Source organism: Flavobacterium eburneipallidum (genome assembly GCF_027111355.2).
Lineage (GTDB): Bacteria > Bacteroidota > Bacteroidia > Flavobacteriales > Flavobacteriaceae > Flavobacterium > Flavobacterium eburneipallidum.
Genome location: NZ_CP114291.2, coordinates 3,025,599 through 3,051,134, shown reverse-complemented (window position 1 = coordinate 3,051,134; position 25,536 = coordinate 3,025,599). Strand labels below are relative to the sequence as shown.

22 protein-coding genes and 1 pseudogene are annotated in these 25,536 nt (G+C 34.1%); 3 read left to right on the top strand and 20 right to left on the bottom strand.

The window, feature by feature from the left end; all coding sequences use genetic code 11:
• Window positions 1–29 precede the first annotated feature (29 nt).
• Both OZP15_RS12870 and OZP15_RS12865 read left to right on the top strand, forming a co-directional pair.
• On the top strand, window positions 30–674 hold the full coding sequence (locus OZP15_RS12870) for a DUF47 domain-containing protein (RefSeq protein ID WP_269225848.1): 645 nt from the start codon (window positions 30–32) through the stop codon (window positions 672–674).
• Between the two features lie 36 nt (window positions 675–710).
• Window positions 711–2,075, top strand: a complete 1,365-nt coding sequence (locus OZP15_RS12865; protein ID WP_269225847.1) for an inorganic phosphate transporter — start codon at window positions 711–713, stop codon at window positions 2,073–2,075.
• 72 nt (window positions 2,076–2,147) lie between these two features.
• Here OZP15_RS12865 and OZP15_RS12860 read toward each other — a convergent pair whose 3' ends face one another.
• The 10 genes from OZP15_RS12860 to OZP15_RS12815 all read right to left on the bottom strand — a co-directional run bounded on the left by OZP15_RS12860 (window position 2,148) and on the right by OZP15_RS12815 (window position 12,341).
• Entirely contained in the window at window positions 2,148–2,669 is a 522-nt protein-coding gene (locus tag OZP15_RS12860; RefSeq protein WP_281336311.1) for a hypothetical protein, read from the bottom strand.
• 90 nt (window positions 2,670–2,759) lie between these two features.
• Window positions 2,760–3,653 carry a transporter family protein gene (locus OZP15_RS12855; RefSeq protein WP_281336310.1) on the bottom strand — a complete coding sequence of 298 codons (894 nt, stop codon included), beginning with the start codon at window positions 3,651–3,653 and terminating at the stop codon, window positions 2,760–2,762.
• A 13-nt stretch (window positions 3,654–3,666) separates the two neighbouring features.
• On the bottom strand, window positions 3,667–4,710 hold the full coding sequence (locus OZP15_RS12850) for a cytochrome-c peroxidase (protein WP_281336309.1): 1,044 nt from the start codon (window positions 4,708–4,710) through the stop codon (window positions 3,667–3,669).
• Window positions 4,711–4,844: 134 nt separating this feature from the next.
• Window positions 4,845–5,642, bottom strand: a complete 798-nt coding sequence (locus tag OZP15_RS12845) for an MbnP family protein (protein WP_269225845.1) — start codon at window positions 5,640–5,642, stop codon at window positions 4,845–4,847.
• Window positions 5,643–5,748: 106 nt separating this feature from the next.
• Window positions 5,749–6,087: a hypothetical protein gene (locus tag OZP15_RS12840; protein WP_281336308.1), complete on the bottom strand. Its 339-nt coding sequence runs from the start codon at window positions 6,085–6,087 to the stop codon at window positions 5,749–5,751.
• 185 nt (window positions 6,088–6,272) lie between these two features.
• Window positions 6,273–9,620 carry a preprotein translocase subunit SecA gene (gene secA, locus OZP15_RS12835; protein WP_281336307.1) on the bottom strand — a complete coding sequence of 1,116 codons (3,348 nt, stop codon included), beginning with the start codon at window positions 9,618–9,620 and terminating at the stop codon, window positions 6,273–6,275.
• 140 nt (window positions 9,621–9,760) lie between these two features.
• Window positions 9,761–9,982 (bottom strand): DUF2795 domain-containing protein, encoded by a 222-nt coding sequence (locus OZP15_RS12830; protein WP_007138072.1) that lies wholly within the window; start codon window positions 9,980–9,982, stop codon window positions 9,761–9,763.
• A 163-nt stretch (window positions 9,983–10,145) separates the two neighbouring features.
• Entirely contained in the window at window positions 10,146–10,715 is a 570-nt protein-coding gene (locus OZP15_RS12825; RefSeq protein ID WP_269225843.1) for a cob(I)yrinic acid a,c-diamide adenosyltransferase, read from the bottom strand.
• Window positions 10,716–10,777: 62 nt separating this feature from the next.
• Entirely contained in the window at window positions 10,778–11,464 is a 687-nt protein-coding gene (locus OZP15_RS12820; RefSeq protein WP_281336306.1) for an ABC transporter ATP-binding protein, read from the bottom strand.
• Between the two features lie 97 nt (window positions 11,465–11,561).
• The gene (locus OZP15_RS12815) at window positions 11,562–12,341 is read right to left on the bottom strand and encodes an O-methyltransferase (RefSeq protein ID WP_269225842.1); all 780 of its coding nucleotides are present in this window, start codon (window positions 12,339–12,341) and stop codon (window positions 11,562–11,564) included.
• Between the two features lie 189 nt (window positions 12,342–12,530).
• On the opposite strand from OZP15_RS12815, the gene OZP15_RS12810 reads away from it, so the two are divergent.
• Window positions 12,531–14,081 (top strand): SDR family NAD(P)-dependent oxidoreductase, encoded by a 1,551-nt coding sequence (locus tag OZP15_RS12810; RefSeq protein WP_281336305.1) that lies wholly within the window; start codon window positions 12,531–12,533, stop codon window positions 14,079–14,081.
• 74 nt (window positions 14,082–14,155) lie between these two features.
• Here OZP15_RS12810 and OZP15_RS12805 read toward each other — a convergent pair whose 3' ends face one another.
• The 10 genes and pseudogenes from OZP15_RS12805 to asnB all read right to left on the bottom strand — a co-directional run bounded on the left by OZP15_RS12805 (window position 14,156) and on the right by asnB (window position 25,534).
• Entirely contained in the window at window positions 14,156–14,626 is a 471-nt protein-coding gene (locus OZP15_RS12805) for an FKBP-type peptidyl-prolyl cis-trans isomerase (protein WP_269225841.1), read from the bottom strand.
• A 178-nt stretch (window positions 14,627–14,804) separates the two neighbouring features.
• The gene (locus OZP15_RS12800) at window positions 14,805–15,764 is read right to left on the bottom strand and encodes a hypothetical protein (protein ID WP_281336304.1); all 960 of its coding nucleotides are present in this window, start codon (window positions 15,762–15,764) and stop codon (window positions 14,805–14,807) included.
• A gap of 15 nt (window positions 15,765–15,779) precedes the next feature.
• Window positions 15,780–18,296 (bottom strand): FAD-binding oxidoreductase, encoded by a 2,517-nt coding sequence (locus OZP15_RS12795; protein ID WP_281336303.1) that lies wholly within the window; start codon window positions 18,294–18,296, stop codon window positions 15,780–15,782.
• Window positions 18,297–18,314: 18 nt separating this feature from the next.
• Window positions 18,315–19,256 (bottom strand): hypothetical protein, encoded by a 942-nt coding sequence (locus OZP15_RS12790; RefSeq protein ID WP_269225837.1) that lies wholly within the window; start codon window positions 19,254–19,256, stop codon window positions 18,315–18,317.
• A gap of 222 nt (window positions 19,257–19,478) precedes the next feature.
• Entirely contained in the window at window positions 19,479–20,030 is a 552-nt protein-coding gene (locus OZP15_RS12785) for an RNA polymerase sigma factor (protein WP_281336302.1), read from the bottom strand.
• Window positions 20,021–21,127, bottom strand: a complete 1,107-nt coding sequence (locus tag OZP15_RS12780; RefSeq protein WP_269225835.1) for a glycosyltransferase — start codon at window positions 21,125–21,127, stop codon at window positions 20,021–20,023. The genes OZP15_RS12785 and OZP15_RS12780 overlap by 10 nt, the downstream gene beginning before the upstream one ends.
• A 165-nt stretch (window positions 21,128–21,292) precedes the next feature.
• Window positions 21,293–21,796 (bottom strand): hypothetical protein, encoded by a 504-nt coding sequence (locus tag OZP15_RS12775; RefSeq protein ID WP_281336301.1) that lies wholly within the window; start codon window positions 21,794–21,796, stop codon window positions 21,293–21,295.
• A gap of 33 nt (window positions 21,797–21,829) precedes the next feature.
• Window positions 21,830–22,846, bottom strand: a pseudogene (murB, locus tag OZP15_RS12770) (UDP-N-acetylmuramate dehydrogenase); the annotation flags it as partial.
• A gap of 108 nt (window positions 22,847–22,954) precedes the next feature.
• Window positions 22,955–23,635 carry a hypothetical protein gene (locus OZP15_RS12765; protein WP_269225832.1) on the bottom strand — a complete coding sequence of 227 codons (681 nt, stop codon included), beginning with the start codon at window positions 23,633–23,635 and terminating at the stop codon, window positions 22,955–22,957.
• A 51-nt stretch (window positions 23,636–23,686) separates the two neighbouring features.
• Window positions 23,687–25,534: an asparagine synthase (glutamine-hydrolyzing) gene (asnB, locus tag OZP15_RS12760; RefSeq protein ID WP_281336299.1), complete on the bottom strand. Its 1,848-nt coding sequence runs from the start codon at window positions 25,532–25,534 to the stop codon at window positions 23,687–23,689.
• Between the last annotated feature and the right edge of the window lie 2 nt (window positions 25,535–25,536).

Here is a 25,536-nt window from a genome sequence, read left to right as displayed (position 1 = left end):
CCGTAATTTTGCAGTCTAAAATTAATAAAATGTCAATAAATAGTATTTTTCAGTTTTTAGTTCCAAAGGATAAAAAATTCTTCCCTCTTTTTGAAGAAGCATCCGCAAACCTAGTTCAATTGGCTTCAATTCTACACGAAGCAGTTAATCTTCCATTGAAGGAGAGAAACGAGCTTTTTCATAAAATTGATGAGTTAGAACAAAAAGGAGAGGATATTACTCGTCAAACCAATTTGGAATTGAGTAGAAATTTTATTACGCCTTTTGATAGAGAAGATATTCATGCTTTGATTACTTCAATCGATTATGTGGCAGATAATCTTCATGGAGCATCTAGTAGAATGCGTTTGTATCAAATAGATAAGATTACAAAATCTATTCGAAAATTGACGGAAATTAACTTGGAAGCTTGTCAACATATTGATAATGCAGTTCAGGAGTTGAGAGATTTGAAAAAAATGAAAAATATTACTTTGGCTTGTGCTAAAATCAGCAAGTTAGAAAGTAAATCGGATAGTGTTTACGATAAAGCGGTGGCTGACATTTTTGAGAATGAAACCGATGCTAAAAATATCATCAAGTATAAAGAAGTATTATCTGTATTGGAAACGGCTACTGATAAATGCAAAAGAGTAGCGAGTGTTTTAGAATCGATTACGGTAAAACATTCGTAATAAATTCAGTAGTTTTTCAATCTTTCAATTAAAATTATGGAATTTACTATACTTATAGTTATAATCGTATTGGCATTAATCTTTGATTATATCAATGGTTTTCATGATGCTGCCAATGCTATTGCTACAGTAGTTGCTACTAGAGTGCTTTCGCCAGTTCAAGCTGTAATATGGGCTGCTTTTTTTAATTTCTTGGCCTATTGGGTTTTTGGTTTGGGTGTGGCTAATACCGTTGCCAAAACCGCCGATACCAGTGAGATTGATTTAATTGTAATTTTGGCGGGTATTATTGCTGCTATCGCTTGGAATTTAATCACATGGTGGCAGGGTATTCCTTCGAGTTCTTCTCATACATTGATTGGTGGTTTTGCAGGGGCTGCTATTGCTCATGCCATAGCTTTACATGGCTTTTCGGATTATACAATAGTTCAAGACGGAGTAGAACATACCAAACATTGGTATAATATTGTAAGTTGGTATAAAGCAGGAAAAGATGGTGGAATGCCTTCTGGGGTGGTTGTTATCATTATTTTTATTGTATTGGCGCCATTGTTAGGAGCTTTGATATCATATTTGATTTCTATTTGGTTGTTAAATGCTTCCAAGAAAAGTATTTTACCCAAGTTGTTTACCATTGTGTTAATGATAGCGACGATTTGGTTTGTTTATAGCCAAATGATTCCTTATGAAAAAATTATAGAAGAAGGAAAACCTCGTTTTGAATCTTCAGTTTTTTGGAGTGTTGTTTTTGAATCGCATAATATCAAATGGTTTTTAGTTGCTTTTATTGTGCTTTCCATTTCTACATTTGCACTGCTATTCAGTAGTTTGAATTTACATAAAGCTGATGCTGTTTTGAAAAAAATGCAATTATTATCATCTGCGGCTTTTAGTTTAGGGCATGGTGGAAATGATTCGCAAAAAGTAATGGGAATCATTGCAGCTGCCGTTGCAGTTTATATTAAAACTAGTGGAGTAGATATTATGACGCTTCCTGATTGGTTGCAAGTAATTCTTCCAGATGATGATAAGGGTATAAAGGGCGCTATGCCAGAATGGATTCCGCTAGCGTGTTACACTGTAATTGCTGCTGGAACCTTGAGTGGAGGCTGGAAAATTGTAAAAACAATGGGGTCTAAAATTACAAAAGTAACTTCTTTTGAAGGTGTGGCTGCAGAAACTGCAGGAGCATTGACACTCTATTTTACAGAACATTTTAAAGTACCAGTAAGTACAACACACACCATCACAGGTTCTATTATTGGAGTGGGTTTAACTAAACGTGTTTCAGCTGTTCGTTGGGGAGTGACGGTTAGTCTGCTATGGGCTTGGGTATTGACTATTCCTGTTTCAGGATTGTTAGCAGCCTTTTTTTATTATGTATTGAGTTTGTTCTTTTAAACGAAAACTTTTTTAAAATACAAATCCCCTCAACATTTTGAATATTGTTGAGGGGATTTTTTTATTAGGTCATTAATCTTTTATGCTGTAAAGAATACTTTGAAAATCGGCTTTGAATTTATCTTTGTTTTCTTTGCTAGAGAAGGATAAAACTTTGTAAAAAGCAGTTTTTGTTTCTACAATACCCACTAAATAATAGATTTCGGCTTTGGCATCTTTATCGTAATAAGTAGCGTCAAATTCAGCGAAATTAGTATCTCCTATTTTTTTGTACTCTGGATAGGAAAAAATTTTTTTCTTTTCGTCTTTCAAAAAACCTTTAGCAAATTCTTCACAAAATTCATTAATAGAACTAAAATTCATTTCAGCTAAAGCAAGTTCTTCTTTATTGTCTTCAATGACAAAACCATAAACATCTTTGACGGTGCTTTTGTATTGAATGATGGCATCGCTGTTTAGATCCAATGTTCTGGACATATAATCAGGCAAATTCAGTGTTACAACATGACCTATTTTGTATTCTTTAAGTGCTGTTTGTGCAAATGTGTTTGATGTTGCTATCATCAAAAGCAAAGTTGTAATTATTTTTTTCATGTTGAAATAAATAGTTTGTGAAATCAAATGTAAAAAAAATCCTCAACTATTTTCAGAGTTGAGGATTAAATTATAGTATTTTCTAATCAATTACAAAGTATAGTTCAGATTAATACTCCATCTATAATTGGCTTCCATATTCCCATTAGATAAATTTTGATTAATAGGTAACATAGCATTTAAACCAACAGAGAACTTATCTTTTCCTGCTTCGATACCTAGTTTGCCAAACAAAATATCTCCTGCTGTATTAGGGACGTTTAAGCCGTGTTGGCTATTGGTTTGATAGATTTCGCCAGCAATACCAAGTTGTGGCGCTATTTTAGCTTCATTATCTAATTCGAATAGATAAAACAAAGTACTGGCATAATTGAACTGATTTCCGTATTGATAATTTTTATCATTTTCGGTTTTAAAAATATAATTTAGCATGGTGTTCAGTCCTAAATTTTTCTTTTGAATCACATATTCTGAGACCAATAAATATTCCCAACTCCCGGTTCCCAACTGAAAACTTTGATTGATGGTTGCGGTATTATTCACTTCTTTAAACTTTCCAGTAGGCATTTTGATTCCGCCACCAGCATTTAGCTTGTGGGTAAAAAGGGTACTGTCTTTTTGAGTTTCATAAATAGAATACAATCCCAAAACCGTTATATCTCCTAATCCTGAAATGTTTTGAGTTCCTGTGCTCAAAGTTCTTTCATTAAAATGATATGGAACCAATGCCGATAGTTGGATTCTAGTTGTAAGAGGGATACGTCCCCAAGCCTGAATGGTATTGAAATTTTCGTCAATCCAAGGGGAGTTGGCAAAAATTCCATCTTTGCTCGAATAGCTTTGATTAAAATAACGCAAACCCACAAAGTTGTTGTCTAGCATTGAACTAAATCCCATTCCGCCAGCACTAGCCGATCCGCAAGAATCACAGCTAAATCCTGAAACACTAAACAAAAGCAAACAAATCACTAATATCTTTTTCATTTTTACTTGTTTTTTAAAATTCCGAAAATCGTTTATCGGTTAAAAATTGGGTGTCGGTTAGCGTTTTTAAAAACGCAATAATTTGAGTTTTCTCGGTAACCGTAAGTGGAATTCCGAGTTTCCCGTTTTTTTTCAAAATAGGATCTAATGTTGCCGAATCGACAACTCCAGAATCATAATGATCCAAAACACCTTCTAAAGTTCCGAAGCGTCCGTCGTGCATGTATGGAGCCGAAACTTCCACATTACGCAAACTTTGTACTTTGAATTTGTAATAATCAGCAACCAATTCGGTTACTCGGTAGCGTCCCACATCGTTTACTTTTGGATTTACTGCCAATCCGTTGTTGCGAAAAGAATCATCGGTCATTAAATCGGTAGCGTGGCAGGAAGCACATTTTGTTTTGAACAAAGTATATCCTGCAGATTCGTCACTGGTAAAAGTTCCGCCAGTTTCATTACGTCTGTATTTGTCAAATTTAGAATTGGACGATACCATCATTACCATAAATTGCGAAAGCGCTTTCAGCATATTTTCGGTTGTAATGGCTTTGTCATCAAAAGCCTGACTGAACAATTTTTGATATTCCTTGTCAGTTTTCATCATTTTGAGAATAGTATTCAAATCGCCATTCATTTCGATAGGACTGGTTAGCGGAATAATAGGCTGTAAATCCAAATGATTCGTGGCTCCATCGTACATAAATGTTTTTTGGTATGCCATATTTTGAATTGGCGTTGCGTTGCGAGTACCAATTGCGTCATTAACTCCGTGGCTTGCCGTGTGTCCGTGATGGGTGAAAGCATTAGCTTGGATGTGACAAAAGCCGCAAGAAACCAGACCGTCAGAGGCCAAACGCCCATCATAGAACAGTTTTTTGCCTAGTTCAAAACCTTTTTCGGTTGGCTTGTTCAATTCAATATTGTAGGCTAAAGCGGGAAAGTTTGACGGTACGCTAAACTCCAATGGAATGTTTGTGTATTGTTCGTCTTCGTCACTTGTACAGCTTATCACAAAGGGAAGTAGTAGCCAAATAAAGTGTTTTATTTTTAGCATTTTTGGATAGTTTTTCAAAGTACTAAACGCATTTTGTAAATTCTCAATAAAGGCAATCTCTATGTGGTCTTTGTCAAAAAAAATATAGTGAGAGCCGTTATTGAAAACAGAATTATTTGTTTCTAAAAAGAAAATTAGTCGTTGTGTACGTGATCTACTTTGAACATTGTAGTAATGTTAGCAGTAATAGATTCAAGGATGGTGCCTCCCATAATCATTGCGCCCATTCCTCCCATATTTTTATCGGAAAGTTTGATCGTGTTTTGTCCGTCAAGAATTTTGGATAAATCGGTTACAATATGAATGCTAGGAGTGATATTGCCTCTAACTAATGCTTTGGTTGGTAAATCCAGGGTTACTTCGGCGTAGTTATAAGACGTTCCTGTTTGACCAGTGTGAATCATAAAAGAAGTAGGATTGGTTACTGTTGCTGAAGTAAATGTTCCTTCGAAGGCAAAAAATTTGTATCCCGCAGACCAGCTCCAAAGTAAATCGGCAGCATCTGCTTTTGCAAGGAAATCACCTTGTCCAGTAGCACCTAATAGCCATTGTTCCTTGTCCACGCCAATTCCAAATTTTACTTTGGTATAATCGCCAGCTGGAATATCCGTAAGCTCAAATTTTTGTCCTTCAGCTGTTGATTCATCTGCGATAAAGTAGCTTTTTGCTTTTGGGTAAGTGTATGTTGTGCCATCTTCTTTAGTCAATACTATGTTGCTAACAATGTATTTAACCAAGTTTATTTTTAATTTTTCGTTATTAGCAGTAGTGTTGGTTTGAGTATCTAAAATAAGATCATTGCTACCATAGGAATTATCAAATTTCAATGCGATTTTCCCAGTTGTAGAAGTATCATCGTTGTCGTTTGTACAGCTTGCGATTAAAGTTACTGTAACTAATAATATTAGGGTTTTGTATAATGTGTTTTTCATTTTTGAATTTTTTATATAAATTGTTTTTTTTTGAATGCAAACATTCTTCCATCGCATAAAATACAATGGAATACATTTCAATATTAATTGAAATGAAAATTAGAATTTATATAAAATAGGTGGGTGGTCGGAAATTAGACAAAGCAACCGAGATTGGTTTTTTGTCTAAAGTAGGGTATTGTTTTTGAGTAGTTTCAATCAATGGAAACACTTCTAAATGGATAATTGTTGGGGATTGTATATAAACTAATTCTGCTTTTTCTTTCAGCAGGTTATCCATTTTTTTTTCGTTGTCCTCAAATTGCTTTAAGCTTTTTTGAAGGTCACATCGTCCATTACAACTATTGTTGACCATTTTTCTTTGGATACAAATCGTCTTGGCAATTTCGTCTTGGTTAATTTTGAAATTGGTGTAAATAACAACATTTCCAAAAGCTGGAAGCAATAGGATAGCTGAAAGTACTATGACAAAAAACTTTTTCAGAGGATTGAATTTTGAAATGCAAAAGTAATATATTTTTTAAGATAGTTTTGGGTTTTATTGTTAAAAAAAATCCCCAACTACTTTCGTTATTGGGGAATTTCTATTTTTATTCTGTCAGCAAACTGCAACTGAATACTGTAAACTATTTACTCATAAACCACAACCCATTGTCCAGAAGCCAATAAGCTTTCCGCTTTTTTGAATTTCATTTCTTGAGTTTGTCCAGTAGCCACATTTTGTATGGTTACATTGTCGTTACGGTTAATTTTTGGTTGATCGCGAACGATAGTTTCTGTAACCTGACGTTGTTGCGTTTGACCCGCTTCACGATTGGCATTTTCGCTAGAAACGATTTCGTCTTTACTAGTAGTGTAATCTTCTATCTGACGTACTTCTTTTGCTTCCTGAATCGCTGGAGCAGCTACTTGTTGAGGTAAATCTCCTTTAAACAAGAACGAAATCACTTCTTTGTTAATTCCATTCAACATCGAACTAAACAATTTGAAGGCTTCGAATTTGTAGATAAGCAATGGATCTTTTTGTTCGTGAACCGCTAATTGCACCGATTGTTTCATCTCGTCCATTTTGCGTAAATGCTTTTTCCAAGCTTCATCCACAATTGCTAAAGTGATGTTTTTCTCGAAATCAGCAATCAATTGACTTCCTTGAGTTTCGTATGCTTTTTTCAAATCAGTAACCACATTCAACGATTTGATTCCATCTGTAAACGGAACGATGATGCGTTCGAATTGATTATTTTTATCCTCATACACATTACTGATGATTGGGAATGCTTCTCTGGCGCTACGTTCTGTTTTCTCCGTGTAAAATGCCAAAGCAGCTTTGTAAACTTTTCCAGTCAATTCAATTTCTGTCAATCTGCTGAAATCTGCTTCAGTAACAGGAGAAGTGATAGAGAAATAACGAATCAATTCGAATTCGAAGTTTTTGAAATCGTTAGTTGGTTTATTGTCCGTTACGATTAAATCGCAAGTGTCATATAGCATATTGGCAATATCCAATTTCAAACGCTCGCCAAACAATGCGTGACGACGACGTTTGTAAACCACTTCACGTTGCGCATTCATAACGTCATCATATTCCAATAAGCGTTTACGAACACCAAAGTTGTTTTCTTCTACTTTTTTCTGTGCACGTTCGATAGATTTAGTCATCATCGAATGCTGAATTACTTCACCTTCCTGCAATCCCATTCTATCCATCACTTTTGCCACTCTTTCAGAACCAAATAAACGCATTAGGTTATCTTCCAAAGAAACATAAAATTGAGAACTTCCCGGATCTCCCTGACGACCAGCACGACCACGCAACTGACGATCCACACGACGCGAATCGTGACGCTCTGTACCAATGATGGCAAGACCACCAGCAGCTTTTACTTCTGGAGTCAATTTGATATCCGTTCCACGACCAGCCATATTCGTTGCAATAGTTACAACACCTGGTTTTCCAGCTTCTTCAACAATTTGTGCTTCTTGTTTGTGCATTTTTGCATTCAATACGTTGTGGGTTACACCACGCATTTTTAGCATTCGACTCAATAATTCCGAAATCTCTACCGAAGTTGTTCCAATCAAAACGGGTCTTCCTGCTTTCGATAATTCTGTTACATCTTCGATTACTGCGTTGAATTTCTCACGAGTCGTTTTATAGATATAATCTTCTTTGTCAATACGTGCCATTCCTCTGTTGGTCGGAATTTCAACTACGTCTAATTTATAAATTTGCCATAACTCTCCAGCTTCTGTAACCGCTGTTCCAGTCATACCGCCTAATTTGCTGTACATTCTGAAATAATTTTGCAAGGTTACTGTTGCAAATGTTTGAGTAGCATCTTCGATTTTTACATTTTCTTTCGCTTCAATCGCTTGATGCAAACCGTCAGAATAACGACGACCGTCCATGATACGACCTGTTTGCTCATCGACAAGCATAATTTTGTTGTCCATAATCACGTATTCTACATCCTTTTCGAAAAGAGTGTAGGCTTTAAGCAATTGTGTTAACGTATGGATACGCTCACTTTTTACACCAAAATCTTGGAACAATCTTTCTTTTTCTTCGGCTTCGGCATCTTTATCCAAGTTTTTCTTTTCGATGGCTGCAATTTCAGTTCCAATGTCTGGAAGTACAAAAAAGTCACTATCCGTATCGCCTGAAAGGAATTTGATTCCGTTGTCAGTCAATTCTACTTGGTTGTTTTTTTCTTCGATAACAAAGTACAATGCCTCATCTACTTTTGGCATTTCTTTGTTATTGTTTTCCATATAAGAGTTCTCCGTTTTTTGAAGCAATTGTTTGATTCCTTCTTCACTCAAAAACTTGATCAAAGCTTTGTTTCTTGGCAAACTTCTGTGTGCTCTCAATAATAAGAAACCACCATCTTTAGTATTTCCTTCTTTGATTAATCTTTTGGCTTCTGACAAAAATCCGTTTGCCAATTGTCTTTGTAAGCTTACCAAATTTTCGATTTTTGGTTTCAACTCCGTAAATTCGTGACGATCTCCTTCTGGAACTGGACCAGAAATAATCAATGGCGTACGAGCATCATCAATCAAAACCGAATCTACCTCATCGACAATCGCATAATTGTGTTTGCGTTGTACCAAATCTTCTGGCGAGTGCGCCATATTATCTCTTAAATAATCGAAACCAAATTCGTTATTTGTACCGTAAGTAATGTCAGCATCGTATGCTTTTTTTCTACCTTCAGAATTCGGTTGGTGGTTGTCGATACAATCTACAGTCAAACCGTGAAATTCGAATAGAGGCGCTTTCCAGGTACTATCACGTTTTGCCAAATAATCATTCACAGTTACCAAATGCACTCCGTTTCCAGTCAAAGCATTCAAGTAAATAGGTAAAGTGGCTACCAATGTTTTTCCTTCACCCGTTTGCATTTCGGCAATTTTACCTTCATGCAAAACCATTCCACCAATCAACTGAACATCATAGTGAATCATATCCCAAGTAATGGCTTTTCCGGCAGCACTCCAAGAATTGGCCCAAATCGATTTTTCGCCATCAATAGTGATGTAACTTTTTGTAGCCGAAAGTTCACGGTCTTTTGCAGTTGCCGTTACTTCTATTTGAGTATTTTCTTTGAAACGTCTGGCAGTTTCTTTCACAACAGCAAATGCTTCTGGAAGAATTTCCATCAGGGTTTTTTCTGAAATATCGTAAGCTTCTTTTTCCAGCGCATCAATTGCCACGTAAATATCTTCGCGTTTGTCGATGTCTTCTGTGTTTTCGGCTTCTACTTTTAGAGAGGCAATTTTCGCATCTTTCTCCGAGCGATTTTGTTTAATTTTTTCTTTAAAGAAAACCGTTCTAGCTCTTAATTCATCATTTGATAAAGCAGAAAGAGTACTTTCGAAAGTTTTAATTTTGGCTAAATAAGGTTGTAAAGCCTTAACATCTTTTTGCGATTTATCGCCTACGAAGGCTTTGATAATGCTATTTATGAAACTCATTTTTAATTACGAATTAAAAATTACGAATTACGAATTAATACAAATACGCGAATTGTAATTATAGTTTTTATTTTGTTTTATGTTCTGTAAATTTAAACAAAAAAAAAGCCTCTGTTGAGACTTTTTTCTTGGGATATTTTTTAATATTCGTCCTCATTCCAAAGATAATCTTCATCAGTCGGATAATCAGGCCAAATTTCTTCCATCGATTCGTATATCTCACCCTCATCTTCTATAGACTGTAAGTTTTCCACCACTTCTAATGGGGCTCCAGCTCTAATAGCGTAGTCGATAAGCTCATCTTTGTTAGCAGGCCACGGGGCATCACTTAAGTAGGATGCTAATTCTAATGTCCAATACATCTTTATGTCTATTTAGGTTTGTGCAAAAATAATTTTTTTACTGAAAGATACAAGTAAAATTTAGTTTATTTTTTGTTAAAGTTAAGAACGTGTTTTTTAGTGGTCAGTAATCGGTGTTCAGTCTTCAGTTTTTCACTGCTAACTGGCCACTGCCGACTGAATACTACTTCCTAGGTATCCATTTCACTTCCTCTGCGTTCAAATCGTGGGACAACTTCCGTGCCAATACAAAAAGGTAGTCAGAAAGTCGGTTTAAATATTGAATTACGATTTCGGCAACGGGTTCGTTATGGTCTAAATGGACTGCTAAACGTTCGGCACGGCGACAAATACAGCGGGCAATATGACAATGTGACACAGTTGGATGTCCTCCGGGTAAAACAAAATGCGTCATTGGCGGTAAAGCTTCTTCCATTGTATCGATTTCCTTTTCGAGTAATTCGATGTCAGTTTCGATAATTCCGAGTTTTTGCAAACGCAATTCGCCATTTTTCTTGACTTCTTTTTCGCGTGGAGTGGCGAGAATAGCGCCTACAGTAAATAATCTGTCCTGAATTTCGATTAAAATATTTTTGTAATGCGAATTCATTTCCTGATCCCGAATGAGTCCTATATAGGAATTCAATTCGTCCACCGTGCCGTAGCTTTCTATGCGAATATGGTCTTTGGGAACACGTGTGCCACCAAAAAGTGCCGTGGTGCCGTTGTCGCCAGTTTTGGTGTAGATTTTCATTTATGCTGTTTAATCGGTTAATCGTTTATTTGGTTAACCGATTAACCGATTAACCAAATAAACTATTTAGTTGTATCACTTTCAATCATTCCATCACGCAAACGGATAATTCTATGGGCATATTCGGCAATATCTTCTTCATGAGTTACCAGAATTACAGTATTTCCTTGAGCATGAATGTCTCCAAAAAGCTTCATGATTTCTACAGAAGTTTTACTGTCTAGATTTCCTGTTGGTTCATCAGCAAGAATGATAGAAGGCTTGTTGACCAAAGCTCTTGCAATGGCAACACGTTGACGTTGACCCCCCGAAAGTTGGTTGGGTTGGTGATCCATTCTGTCGGCAAGATTTACCTGTTGCAATACTTCGGTGGCTCTAACTTTTCTTTCGGCTTTGGAATATCCAGCATAAATCATTGGTAAAGCCACATTGTCTAAAGCGGTTGTTCTTGGCAAAAGATTGAAAGTTTGAAAAACGAAGCCTATTTCTTTATTTCTGATTTCGGCTAATTCGTCATCTTTCATTTGGCTGACATCTTTTCCGTTTAAGATATAAGTGCCAGAAGTTGGTGTGTCCAAGCAGCCTAAAAGGTTCATTAAGGTTGATTTTCCTGAACCCGATGGTCCCATAAGGGCTACATATTCTCCTTTTTTTATTTCTAAATCAATACCTTTTAGTACATAAACGATTTCGTTTCCGAGGATAAAATCTCGTTTAATTTGGGTTATTTTTATGAGTGAATCTGACATTGAAAATTACGAATTAGAAATTATGAATTACGATTTTAAAAGTACAAAATGTAAGTGTTCGATTTTTATAAATTGTTACAATTTTTAAAGGATAAAATTACAGCCGAATTACAAAGTGTTCTTTAGGTTGTTCTCGTCTAAAAAACACCAAACCCCATTGAAAAGTGTCGATTGTTACAGTAACTTTGGGATGATTTTTTATTTCTTCCCAAGCTTCTTCCATTCCTTGAGACCAATGAATATCATCGAAAATCCAAACAGAATCGTTGGTAATCGTTGGTAATAAAAGTTCGAAATAGGCTAAAGTGGCAGTTTTAGAATGGTTGCCGTCGAAATAAATGAGGTTGTAGGTTGTAGGTTGTGGGTTTTGGGTTTTGAAATATGTTGAAAATTCAGTTACAACAGATTTTACATTATTGATATTAAACTTTTGCAATTGTAATTGGGCAATTTTTGCTGTTTCTGGACAACCTTCTAATGTTGTTATAAATGCTTTTGGATTTCCCAAGGCTAGGGAAGAAGTGGCTAATCCTAATGATGTGCCAATTTCTAAAATTGTATCTGGCTGGAAATAATTCGTAATTCTGAATAATAATTCCGCACGCTTTGGACTAATTCCTGCGGTTTTGGCAATTTGGCTAATTTGCCTTGTATTGGATTTAAAAACTCTAGAACCTGCACCAAAATCAGTTACTTCAATAGTGTTTTTATTTTTTAAAAGTGAATTTCTATAGTCTTTTAAAATTTGATATTCTGGTTTTGATTTCCTGTCATAAAAACATTTGGTAATCAAAGTAAATACAAATGGCGAATGCACTGCGTGTTCATTTTTGGAATGCCAAAGGAATTTTAAATAAGATTTGATTTGGAATAACATAGAAATTACGCAAAGGTTCACAAAGAGAATGCGAAGATACACAGAGATTTTTTAAAATTTCAAAAACAAAAAATTAAACTTTGCGAAGCTCTGTGTCTGTTTTGTGTATCTCTGCGAAATAGTTTTAGACTTTAAACACTATATTTGCAGCCTTGGTATTTTAGCTAAAGTAAATGCCTTTTTTATACAATGGTAAACGAAGAAATACAAAATAAAACCACCATAACTTCCGAAGAAATTGATAAATGTATTGCTATTTTATCACAATTAAATATCGATACAAATCAAATATTTGAAATTCCAAAAGAACAGCGAATCGCTTTAATCAAAGCAGCGGGACAATTTTCACGTCCGGATCGTGATGAATTTGCCAAACGAAAAAAAGACGGAAAAGCTGTAGCTAAACGCAAACAGGAAAAGAAAGACCGAACGGCTCGTAAAGAAACCGGAATTCGTTCGGCTCGTGAAGCGAGTGTTTTTGTGGCTCCAAAATTATTAGCACAAAATGACCTTGCTATTAAGGAACAACTAGAATTAGAAACAGCTCGAAAATGTTACGTATGCAAAACGGAATTTACCAAAATGCACCATTTTTATGACACGATGTGCGCCGATTGCGGTGATTTTAATTATGCCAAACGTTTTCAAACGGCTGATGTAAAAGGGCAAATTGCTGTCATTACAGGTTCTCGTTTGAAGATTGGTTATCATATTACGTTGATGTTATTGCGTGGTGGAGCGACTGTTGTTGCTACGACTCGTTTTCCTGTCGATTCGGCTTTGCGTTTTGCCAAAGAAGAAGATTTTAATGAATGGGGACATCGCCTAAAAATTCACGGATTGGATTTACGGCATATTCCTAGTGTGGAGATTTTCTGCAATTTTATTGAGCAAAAATACGGACGATTGGATATTCTGATTAATAATGCGGCGCAAACTGTGAGAAGACCTGCGGGTTTTTATACGCATTTGATGGAAAACGAAGAACTATCGATAAACGCTTTGCCAAAAGAGGCTCAAGAATTATTATTGGATCACACCAATTGTTTGGACGAATTGAAAGTATTGACTTCGGGAGCTTCATCTAATCAGAATATGCCGGTAACTTGGCATGGACCTGAACCTGGAATTGGTTTGCGGGCTTCCGCTAAATTGTCTCAAATTCCGTATTCGTTTGATAATGCCTTGGTAGCGCAAGAAGTTTTTCCGGAAGGAGAACTTGATGCCGATTTGCAACAAGTCGATTTGCGAAAAGTAAACAGTTGGCGATTGAAATTAGGTCAAATTGAAACTACCGAAATGATTGAAGTACAATTGGTCAATTCTGTTGCGCCTTTTGTATTATGCAACCGTCTTTCGGAAGTGATGAAAAAAGACCATACAGGCAAAAAACACATTATCAATGTTTCGGCTATGGAAGGGAAGTTTTACCGTGATTTCAAGGAAGACCGTCATCCGCATACGAATATGGCGAAAGCGGCGCTGAATATGCTGACTCATACTGCAGCAGGAACTTTGGCAAAAGATGGTATTTTTATGAATGCCGTGGATACAGGTTGGGTAACTGATGAAGATCCAGCCGAATTAGCCAAAAAGAAACAAGAAGAACAAGATTTTCAACCGCCTTTGGATATTGTAGATGGAGCAGCACGTGTAATGGATCCTTTGTTTGACGGAATCAACACAGGCAAGCATTGGTCTGGAAAATTCCTGAAAGATTACTATCCTATTGCTTGGTAGTTTTAGGTTTTCGAAATAAAAGAAACCCTCAACAAAAAATAAATTTGTTGAGGGTTTGCTATTAGTAGTACGTATTAGTTTGGTTTGACTTCGATTAATTTAATTTCAAAAATAAGTACTGAACCTCCCGGAATACTTTTGTAATCATAGCTACCGTAACCTAAATGAGATGGTATCAAAAGCAGACCGCTTCCGCCAGTTTTAAAGAGAGGAATTCCTTCTTTCCAGCCTTTTATTACATTGTTTAGGCTAATTGTGATTCCAGCATTGGTGCTTTGATCAAATATTTGACCATTGATAAAAGTTCCTTTGTAGGCAACTGTTACAGTCGAAGAAGAGTTGGGTTGGGTTCCATCTCCAGCCTCGTTGATAATATAGTACAAACCTGTATCTGTCCTTTGAGCCGTTAATTTATTATTGGTTAGAAATTCATTGATGTCCTTTTCGTTTTGAACTGTGTAATCTATAGGTGGTCCAAGTTCTGATTCTTTGCTGCAAGAAGCGAATAAAGTCAATACTAATAAAGCGGCTAATAAATGTTTCATAGATTTTTTTTAAGGAAAGCAAATATAATAAAAACAGTTTTCGATTGTGTTAAAATTGTTTTTTTGAAAAATAGAGATTGGAAGACAACCTAATCTTCGACAGCCGAAAATAGGCTACAGCTTTTTTAGATTTTATGATGGACGTATTTGAAACATTTGCAGTAAAAAAAGCAAATGTTTATTTGGTTGTACGTTTCAAAAATAAATTTCCTTCTTCTACAAATCCGTTTCCATCTTCTGTTAATTTATTTTTGGTTCCGCCAATCAATTGATGGTTCAAAGCGATAGTTACATTTGGATAAGTCTCCATAAAATCAGCAAGAGCTGATAGTTCGGTGTAATAGGAGGCTTTGGTTTTGTCTTGATTGTTGCCATATTCGGTAATCCAGAGTTCTTTGCTTCTGGTTTTGGCGTTGGTTGTAACCTCAATAAATTCTGTTTTTTCTACTGCAAATGTTTCCAATTCATTGATGTAAAAATGGTAGGTATAAGCATCCACATTCTGGAAAGTGTTCTCTACAACTAATTGATTCCAAGTAAACATTTTTGTGTTTGATTCTTTTACTTTTCGACCCAAAAGTAGTGCTGCAATTTTGGCATTTGGAAATTTTTTTCTCAATTCAGGAATCCATTGGTTTGCTTTCAAGGCATATTCTTTACCTGTTGGGAAAATCTTTTCGTAGGCATCTTCTTGTGCATATAATTCATTGCCTAGCTCGATGTACTTAATTTTTACTCCTAATTTTTCTATTTCGGTCAGCATTTCAATTTGATCGGTCAATGTTTTATTTAGTATATCCAAAACAAAAACAAAATCGGCATTGGTTTTTAGAGCCAGTTCTTTGATGTCTGTAATTAAATGCTTTGAATTTGTGTTTCGGGTTTCAATAACACCTTCTTTCCAGTTCCAACTATGGGTAACCGTTCCTCCAGGATAACGTAACATTTTAGGCTTTAGCAACACAATATTAGCAACCATTTTGGAAGTCAAATTGGGCATCATCGAAAAGTTTTGATTAAAACCAGTTATAACCTTTTGGGTTTCATTGTTCGGTGCTGAATCAATACTTTCACTTTGTTGACAGCTTAAAATAAATAGTAGTGTTATTAAAAAAAATAGGTTTTTACTGGATTTCATTTTTTGGGTGCTATTTTAGTAATCATAGATATGTTCAGTTGTAATATTCTTACTTCTTAAGTTCTTAATAAAAGGCAATAGTTTGTCAACAGATAAAAGGTAAACATTTCTTTTTAATTTACTATTAGTGGCAATTTCCGATTTGTATAACAACTTGATATTGTTAGGGATTATTTCTTGATTATTACTCAAAATTGCAGAGACTACAATTTCATCATTTCCTGAAATTTCATAAATTTTCATATTATGATTGGAAAGTTTAATTACCTCTCCTGTAAAAGCCTCCCAACGAGTAACAGCAATAATCATTTTATCACCATCTTTTTTAATGATTTTTAAGTTTTTATTTTCTTTAATTGAATCTGTATTGGATATAATTAAATAGATTTTATCGGATGGAGTTTCATAGGTTGATTTAGCAGCCCATTCAATCAATTGTGCATAAAAAGCTTTGAATGAAAATTCGAATGTAAAAATTAATGTTCGTTCCCATTTTCGAAGTGTGCTACAATTGGATTTGTCAGAAGTAGTCCATATTTTTTTAATCCACGGCAAAAACTTAAATTCATACCAAGCTGTTTGATATATAAAATTACTGTAAGCTCTTTGCGCTTCAATTATTGTTTCTTCTTTTTTAGATATTTTTTCTTCTGAAAAAAGAGCAAAAAATCTTCCTATTGTATTTTCATAAATAATTTTTGTTCCATATTCCATGGTCATACTAACACCAATGACTTGTAACATTGTTTTATATTCGCTGTTTTCAGGATAGGCTTTTGAAGTTAATTTTATGGAACGATCATAAAGTTTCCAATATTCATTAATAGACTTGTAGAAAGGAAAATTGGAAGGGTTTTTACCGCTTTCCAAGTAATCTGCATATTCTTTCGGGTTATAGACTAAATACCATTCTGGAACAGTAAGAATCGTTTGTTCCTCGGCTCTAACGTATTCTTTTATTTTTTTCTTTTCTTGAGTTAGCTCATTTTTTGGATAAGGATTATACTTGTCCAATAACTTGTTTGTGAATCGGTGATTAGGATCTAGTTTGCTTTTTATGGAGAAATATTTCGCACTATTTGGATACCCTCTTTGAAACTGTTCAAAAGTAGCATGAGGTTGATAAGGTAGATACCAAGTTCCGTTTTCGTTTAAAATAGCATCCGTCATTTCTAGTGTCCATTTCTTTACATTGTCTTTTGCTTCTTGATTTGTTTTTTGCTTGTAATAAATAACAAAAGCAAATACTTCTTTATTCGCCCACGAAAGATAACTTTCATTATCAGGTAAAGCGTGTCTTAAAGAAACATTGATAACATTGACCTTGTTTTTCTGAAAAACATGACTCATTTTTGGGATAAATGATTTTATATTTTCAACAGGAATAAAGTATTCTTGCAAGACATAAGTTTCCTTTTCTCTTGAGGAAGGTTCTAATTCTCTTACATCATAGCTCGCTTCTTTATTTCTCCATCTCACTATTTTATTAGAATAAAAAAGAGGGTCAATCGTGTACTCTCGTATCCATTTTCCCGAATTTCCCCAAGAAACGACTCCTGTTAATTTTGATTCCAGCCAATAATTTTCATCTTCGGATATTAATCTTTCTTTATCAGTTAATGGTTTTGTGCTTTTTGACCATGAAACACTCATTATTTTATCGTATTTCGGCGGATACAAATTGCCATTTTGAAATACAACATCTTTATTGTTTCGAATTTTTTTATCAAAGTAGGTTTTGTATTCTTCAATATTCATTACTTCATTGAAGCGTTCTACTTTTTCATTATCAACCAATTGTAATGTAGTTTCGGCAATCACTCCAATTCCTCCATAACCACCAATTGCAGCCTTAAAAATTTCTTGATTCTGTTTTCGGTTGGCAATTATAATGTCTCCATTTGCGGTGATTATTTTTAATTCTAAAACAGAGGAAATAATCGGACCATGACCAATATATCTTCCGTGGCAGTTTACTGATATAGCTCCTCCAACCGTAAAATTAGAATAGGTTTGCATGATTTTGATAGATAAATTCAAAGGATCAATTACTTTTTGAATGTCTCTCCACCGAATTCCGGCCTGAACAGTAATCTGCTTTTTAGTAGTATCAATTTGGACAATTTTATTGAAACACCTCATGTCAATATGCAAACTGTTTTCAAAGGCAGTTTGTCCACCCATACTGTATTTTCCACCACCTATAGAAATTGGACCAGAAGTGTTTTTTATAGCATAAATGATTTCGTTTAGAGTTTTGGGTTTAATAATTTTATTAGCCTGAATGGGATTTATTTGCGTAACATCGTTTAGTGTTTTGTTTTCAAGAGTTTTGTCGAATTTAGGGTCTCCCGAAAATTGGATTAATAAGAAAATGTATAAAATAAATGCAATGAAACTATAGAAAGGGATTGATAATCTTTTTTTACGATTAATGATTCGTATTAATTTTCTAATCCCAAAATAGAAAAGTGTTATGAACTTTATAACATAAACTATAAGTACTTGAATAAAACGGAAGAATTTTTTCATAAAAGTGTATTGTGGAAATTAGATTTTTGTAAAAAGCATTAAAGCATTTTTGGTTGGATCTCCTTTTTGGTACAATGTTTTTTTATGAAATTTAAATCCAATTTTTTCAACGAATTTGCAAATAAAATCTAGTGAATAAAAGTTTCGAATCTCTTTGCTATTGTATTCCCAACTTTCATTGACTCCCAAATTAAAGACATCGTGTGCAAGTGCTACTAATACTTTTTGGTCTTCAGTATCACAATTGTGATCTCTCAAGATTAATTTTCCACCCACTCTCATAGTGTCTCTAATAGAAGAAATATATTGAACACGTAAATCCAATGGACAATGATGAAAACCAATGTATATCGTTACTAAATCTAAACTTTTGGCAGGAATATGTTCTGAAAATTTAGTTTTGTAATCGGTAAACTGAATATATTCAGCTCCAACAGCTATTTGTCCACGGTCAACCATTTCACTAAAAGAATATTTTGGTTTTCGACCATCGGCATAATATCTTTTACCTTTGATAGCGATTTTTTCTTCAAGGTAATCTAAATACCTTCCAGAAGAACCTATTTCTAAATAACCATTATAGGTGCTATCTTCTCCAAGCAAAGAAACCGTTTCTTTGGACATTTCGTTTTTTTGATGCATCAAAGCAGGAAGTTGGTATCGAAAAGTAGATAGCATCGGAGCAATATCGTCTAATTTTGATTGAGTAGTTTTGTAAATATCTTTATCCGTCTTTTTTGCAAGGGTAGTTTCGGCAATTAATTGATGAAATTCCTTTTCTGGGTATAGATTAAATACGTTCTTTAGAAATAGGAAAAATTGACTTTTGAGCTTAATATTCGTATAAATGTATTTGAAATTACTTCTAATTACTGAACTTGAATTGAATATACTATTAGAGAATAGTTGAGTTGATGTAACAAAAAGTAGTGTGGTTTTGATAAAATTCCGTCTTTCCATATTTAATGCGAATGTTATAGTAATCGATTTCTTGCTAATATGTAAATATAGAATTTAATCTAAATAATCTCCACCTTAATCCTGAATAATTTCTACAAATAATTATACAATTTATTCACCGCAAAGGCATGAAATGATTTATTCTCTAAAGAATTATTTTGTTTTTTAGTTGCTGAAAAACAATTAACTGAATTTTATAGGGAAAAGAAATATTCGAATAATTTACCTCTTATCCTGAATAATTTCAGCCAATAATTTCTTGGCACGAAGGAGTTTGATTTTGACATTGCTTAAAGGCTCGTCAATTTTGTTGGCAATTTCCTGATAACTCATTTCCTGAAAATAACGAAGTTGGATTACTTCTTGATAGTGTGGTTTCAATTCTTTGATGAATTGCAGTAATCTCGAAAGGTTTTGCTCGGTAATTAATTCGTCTTCAGCCGATGGAGTGGTATCGGCAATGTTGTAGGCTTGCTGGTCTTCGTCATCGGTAATTTCGATAAAAAGACTGGTTTTCTTTTTGCGCAATAAGTCAATATGAACGTTTTTGGCAATTGCAATTAGCCAAGTATTGAATTGAAATTCGGGATTGTAACTGGCAATTTTATCAAAAGCTTTGGAGAACGTTTCGATGGTAATATCCTCGGCATTGGTTTCATTTTCAGTGCGTTTGAGCATGAAACCATACACCTCATTCCAATAAAAATCCAATAGAAAGGTGAAGGCGGTTTGGTCGCCTTTTTTTGCTTTTTCTATTTGTTGTTTTATTTCCAATATACTGGTTTTGAGAAAATGTTGGTGATAAACACATTCAATTGCGTGAAGATAAGTACAATTTCAATAATAGGAAACCAATACATCACATCTTTTTCTTTGAGTCTTCCTGCCGAAAATCCGAGGGTAATCCAAGTGAATAAATAACGGAATCCAACCAAACTCAAAACAATGATCCATTGGTATTGAAACGCCAGCAAAATGATAGCTAATACTAAAAATAACAATTGCGAAATATAAAAAAGTGCTAGTTGGGCCTTGTCAAAAGATTTATACAAATTAGCAGTAGAAACGTGCCTTCTTTTTTGAGTAAACCAATCTTTGTATTTGGTTTTTGGTTGCGAATAGGTAAAACTTTCAGGGGTGTAACATAGTGCAGTATTTTTGCTAGTAGCCACTTGGTTAATGAATAAATCATCATCGCCTGAACGCAATTGAATATGGCTGATAAAACCATTTACATTGAAAAATTCTTCTTTTTTATAAGCTAAATTACGACCAATTCCCATATAAGGACGTCCCACTTTTGCCCAAGAAAAATACTGAACAGCTGTAAGCAAAGTTTCGAAACGAATAATTTTGTTCAGGAAAGAATTAGCTACTTTTTCATAGCCTCCATAGCCTAAAACAACTGTTTTTTGCATCGTAAATTGGGAACTCATATTCTTAATCCAATCTTTTGTACTAGGGTAGCAATCGGCATCAGTAAAGAGTAAGTAATCTTTTTTGGATGCTTTTATGCCTAACGTCAAAGCATATTTTTTGTTGCCCCAAAAGGCTTCGTTGTTTTTTACTTTAACCAATCTTACATTGGAATATTGTTTTTCGAATTCTTCAAAAATGTCTAATGTATTGTCGCTAGATGCATCGTCAATCAGAATAATTTCATAATCAGGATAATCTTGTTCTGCCAATAACGGAATGTAACGCGCTACGTTTTCTTCTTCATTTTTGGCACAAACAATAACCGAAATTGAAATTCTTTTTGGATTGGATTTTTGCGTTTTGCTGAAAGCAAATTTCCCAAAAACTATCAGATAATAAGCAAGTTGAATGGCAACTATAACAATAAAAAAGTATAAAGTAATGAGTAACATATAGGCTTGGCTTCTTTTAAATTCTAATTTTTTAGACTGGCGCAAAGGTAATTATCAATTGTCAATTAACCATCGATAAAGAGTAATTAGTTTTAGATTTTAAATTAGAGTAAAATAGATGTTTTTAGAAATCTTCTATTAATGCTTAATTCTATTTTTGAAGTATTATTGAGAATTTTTTAATTCATCCTCCATTAATAATTTTATTGACTCAAAATAATCTGTTTCAAATGTTATTACTCTTATTTTGTTTAAAGAAAATTCATAATCATATTCTTTTTCAATCTTTCCATCAGACAAAACCATATCAATAATGAATTTATTCTTTTTTATTCGATTAATTTTACCGTAGAATAATTCTTTTTCGTTCATATCTTGAAATTCAAAAATTCCATAAGTGTCTTCACACCATTTTAAATTATCAATAACATTTCCAAATTTAAATTTTTTTGGTTCAGTATTTTGAATGTTTTTAAGTTTAAGAACTCTTGCAATTTTATTTTCGTTTATTTCTCTTCGTTTAATGAATTTTTTTTGGAAGAGCTTATAACCGTCAATAGCATAATCAACAGGAATAGATTTAACCAGAATCCAATCATTGTTTTCGGAAATGACAAGTCCAGTTTCTTTCTTTTTCCAACCTTTTATTTTAAATGATTCTACTTTCATTATTTTTTCTGCGTTTAATTTGAGCCTGATATTTTAAATCACATTGACTTCGGCTTCAATATGAATGCCAAAAGTCTTGAATATAGTCTCTTGAATGTTTTTGGAAACATCCAGAATTTCCTGCCCAGTAGCATTGCCATAATTCACTAAAACCAAGGCTTGGTTCTTATGAATTCCCGCATCGCCATAGCGTTTCCCTTTGAATCCCGCTTGTTCGATCAACCAGCCAGCAGGAACTTTTACTTCAGTTTCAGAAACTTCATAGTATTTCATTTCTGGAAATTGTTGATGAATTTTCTCGAAGTCAGATTTTAAAATAATGGGATTTTTAAAGAAACTACCACTGTTTCCTAATTCTTTTGGATCGGGTAATTTGCTTTGGCGAATCGCAATTACTGCATTGCTTACGTCTTTTAAATCAGGATTAGTAATGTTAGCTTTGGCTAATTCTCCCATAATATCGCCATAAGAAACATTGATTTTGTGGTTGCGTTTGGTCAATTTAAAAACCACCGAGGTAATGATGTATTGGTCTTTGACTTCGTTTTTGAAAACACTTTCTCTATAGCCAAAATGACATTCGTCTTTGGTAAACGTTTTTACTTCTTGATTTTCAATTGCCATCGTTTCGCAAGAAACAAAAGTGTCTTTGATTTCGGTTCCATAAGCACCAATGTTTTGTACAGGAGTGGTTCCTACATTGCCTGGAATCAAGGACATATTTTCGAGTCCGCCATAGTTTTGGTCAATTGTCCAAAGTACAAATTCATGCCAGTTTTCGCCAGCTTGACTTTCGACCCAAACAAAATCTTCGTCTTCTTTGATGATTTTTTTTCCTTTTAAATCTACATGAATGACCAAGGCATCGATATCTTGGGTCAAAAGCATGTTGCTTCCACCACCTAGAATGAATTTTTTTTCGGATTGATTCTGTTCTAAAACGGTTTTTAATTCGGTGGTGTTGTGAACGGCAACAAATTGTTTGGCTTTGGCTTCGATACCAAAGGTATTGTAGTTTTTTAGAGAAAAATTAGATTGTATTTCCATTTTTAGGAAGTGCTTTTTTTGGAGTTAAGTAATTACAATTATTTAATAATACCTTTTTAGTTTTCAATTGGATTATTATTTCCATCGTAATTCGTGATTTTTAATTGATACTTATTGATTCATTATATGTACTAAATTTGATTTGTTTCCTTGGTATAAATCAAAAAAATCATCCACTGTGTTTGAAATTTTTTTCACTTTTTCAATCTGTTGATGGTTAAGGCGATATACTTTTCCGCTTTTATCTACAGCTATGTAGTTGCCATTTTTCATGTTCAAAATAGTGTAGTATAAATTTTGGTTGATTTCTATTTCAAAAGTGTTTTCTATTTCTAGTTGTTTTAATTTATCTTTTGACACCTCTTTCAGAATTTTTAAAGTAATTTTTCTATCGGGATTTTCAAAATTAATTTCTTTTGTTTTTAGATCGCCAATTTGAAATTTATATAAATCATAAGTTTTGTGAAAATTCCTTGGATTTTTGGTCTCAATTAGTGTTAATAAATGTTGGTTGTAAAATAAAATTATTTCTTCGTATTGCTTGTTTTTTTTATTGAATACTTTCAATCCATACAAATCAAAATTGATTTTGTACTCAAGAGGAATTCTTTCTTGTTGACCACGAGAAATGTATATTCCACTAGGCTTTTTAGGGAATTGTATCGAATGAAAATCAGAGGATAATGCTAGAGCCTCTTTAATTTTTGGGAAATCATTTTTTAAAAATTCTGCAACATTTTGTTCAAAAATTTCAATATGTTTCCTCGTAGGTTTAAAATTGAAAAAAATCATTTGATATCTTTAAAATTAATTTGGGGTTAATTCTTGATTCAAATGTAAGTATTAAAATTTGTCTTTATAGGTTTTTAGCCAAATATGCATCATAAAAAGTGGCATAATGTAAGGAATCATCTTGGTTTCGCCTTTTCTTAAATTCAAAACCAATTTTTTGGAATCAATACTTTCGAAATAAGAAATTTGAAATAAATCACTTTTAGAAAATGATTCTAATTCATTACTGAATCCAGGACTTTTTACTAAATAATCACCCCAAGGAACACTCAATCCTACTTTTTTAAAATTCAAAATTTCTTCGGGTAAACGTTCTTGCATTGCTGATTTTAGGATGTATTTCCATTTTTTACCAGTAAAAAGCCATTTGTCTTCTAGTGAACCTAAACCAGTAATCAGCCTCGAATCTAGAAAAGGTTCTCTGCATTCAATAGAAGCTCCCATAGTACAACGGTCGTTTCGGTCGAGTAATGAACACAAATAGGTGTGCTGGTCAAAATACAAAGCTTGCCTTCTTAAATTATTGGGATACAACGATTTTGCATCTTCAAGAATTTGATTTCGATATTCGTTTTTGGGAGTATTTATTATGCCATAATGTTGGGCAATATCATTGGGGTAAATATTGCAACCGTTGAATAAAATTAAATCATTTGGATTTTTTATTTGAGCATAGCGAGCCAGTTTCTCATATCGAGGTTTCTTCGCAAAAAAATCTAAATTGCTAATCGTTGCAATCGAATTCAATAAAGACGGGTATTTCAAGGCTTTGTATCGCACATAACCACCCATTAATTCATCGGCACCTTCGCCTGATAGCAATACTTTTACCGATGGTTTTGCCAATTGCGAAAGTGCTAAAATGTGCGGTTCGCTCAAGTGCATTATCGGTTCATCTTGAAAATAAGTGGAACTCACCAGTTTTTCAAAAAGCGAATTGTCTTCCAGTTGCATGGTGTGAAAACCATAATCGAATTTATCCGCCATCATTTTTGCCAGATGCGATTCGTTGTGTTCTTTTTCTTTGAAACCAATATTAAAAGTTTGAATATCCTTGAACTTTTGTTGATTCAAAGACGCTAAAATTGAGGAAGAATCCAAACCACCGCTCAACAAAACACCAACAGGAACATCGCTCACCATTCGTAATTTTATCGAATCGTCAAAAGTTTCTCTGAACCATTCTACAGGATTTTTGATTTTAGGCTGGTTTTGAATTTCAGTTTTCAAATCCCACCATTTTTCATGCGTAATTTTTCCACTTTCGGAAATGGTTACAATGTGTCCAGGAATTACTTTTTTTACGTTTTCGTATAATGTATTTTCTCCTGCTACAAATCGGTTAAAAATGTATTCTTCCATTCCGTTTTGCGCCATTTTTAAAGGAACTCCAGCCGTGAAAAGGGCTTTTTGTTCGGAAGCAAAATAGAAAGTTTCGTTGTAAAAAGAATAGTACAAAGGTTTGACACCCATTCGATCTCGAACTGCGGTTAGTTTTCGTTCCTTTTTATCCCAAATTACAAAGGCAAACATTCCGTTGAGTCGGTGGAGCATTTTTGTTCCATACAACTCAAATAATTTTAATAAAACCTCGGTGTCAGAACTGGTTTTTATATCAAATCCGTTAGCTTTTAGTTCTGGATAAAAGTCTTTGAAATTGTATATTTCGCCATTGTACACCATAATATAACGACCGTTATCCGAGAGGAATGGTTGGTGCCCAGCAGTCGAAATATCTAGGATAGAGAGTCTTCGATGTCCTAAACCGACGTTGTTTTCTATAAATAATCCCTTGTCATCAGGACCACGATGTTCTAGCGAATCTCGCATCTTGGTTAAAATGCGTTCGTCCACTTTTTGTTGCGACTGTAAATGCAAAATACCATTAATTCCACACATGA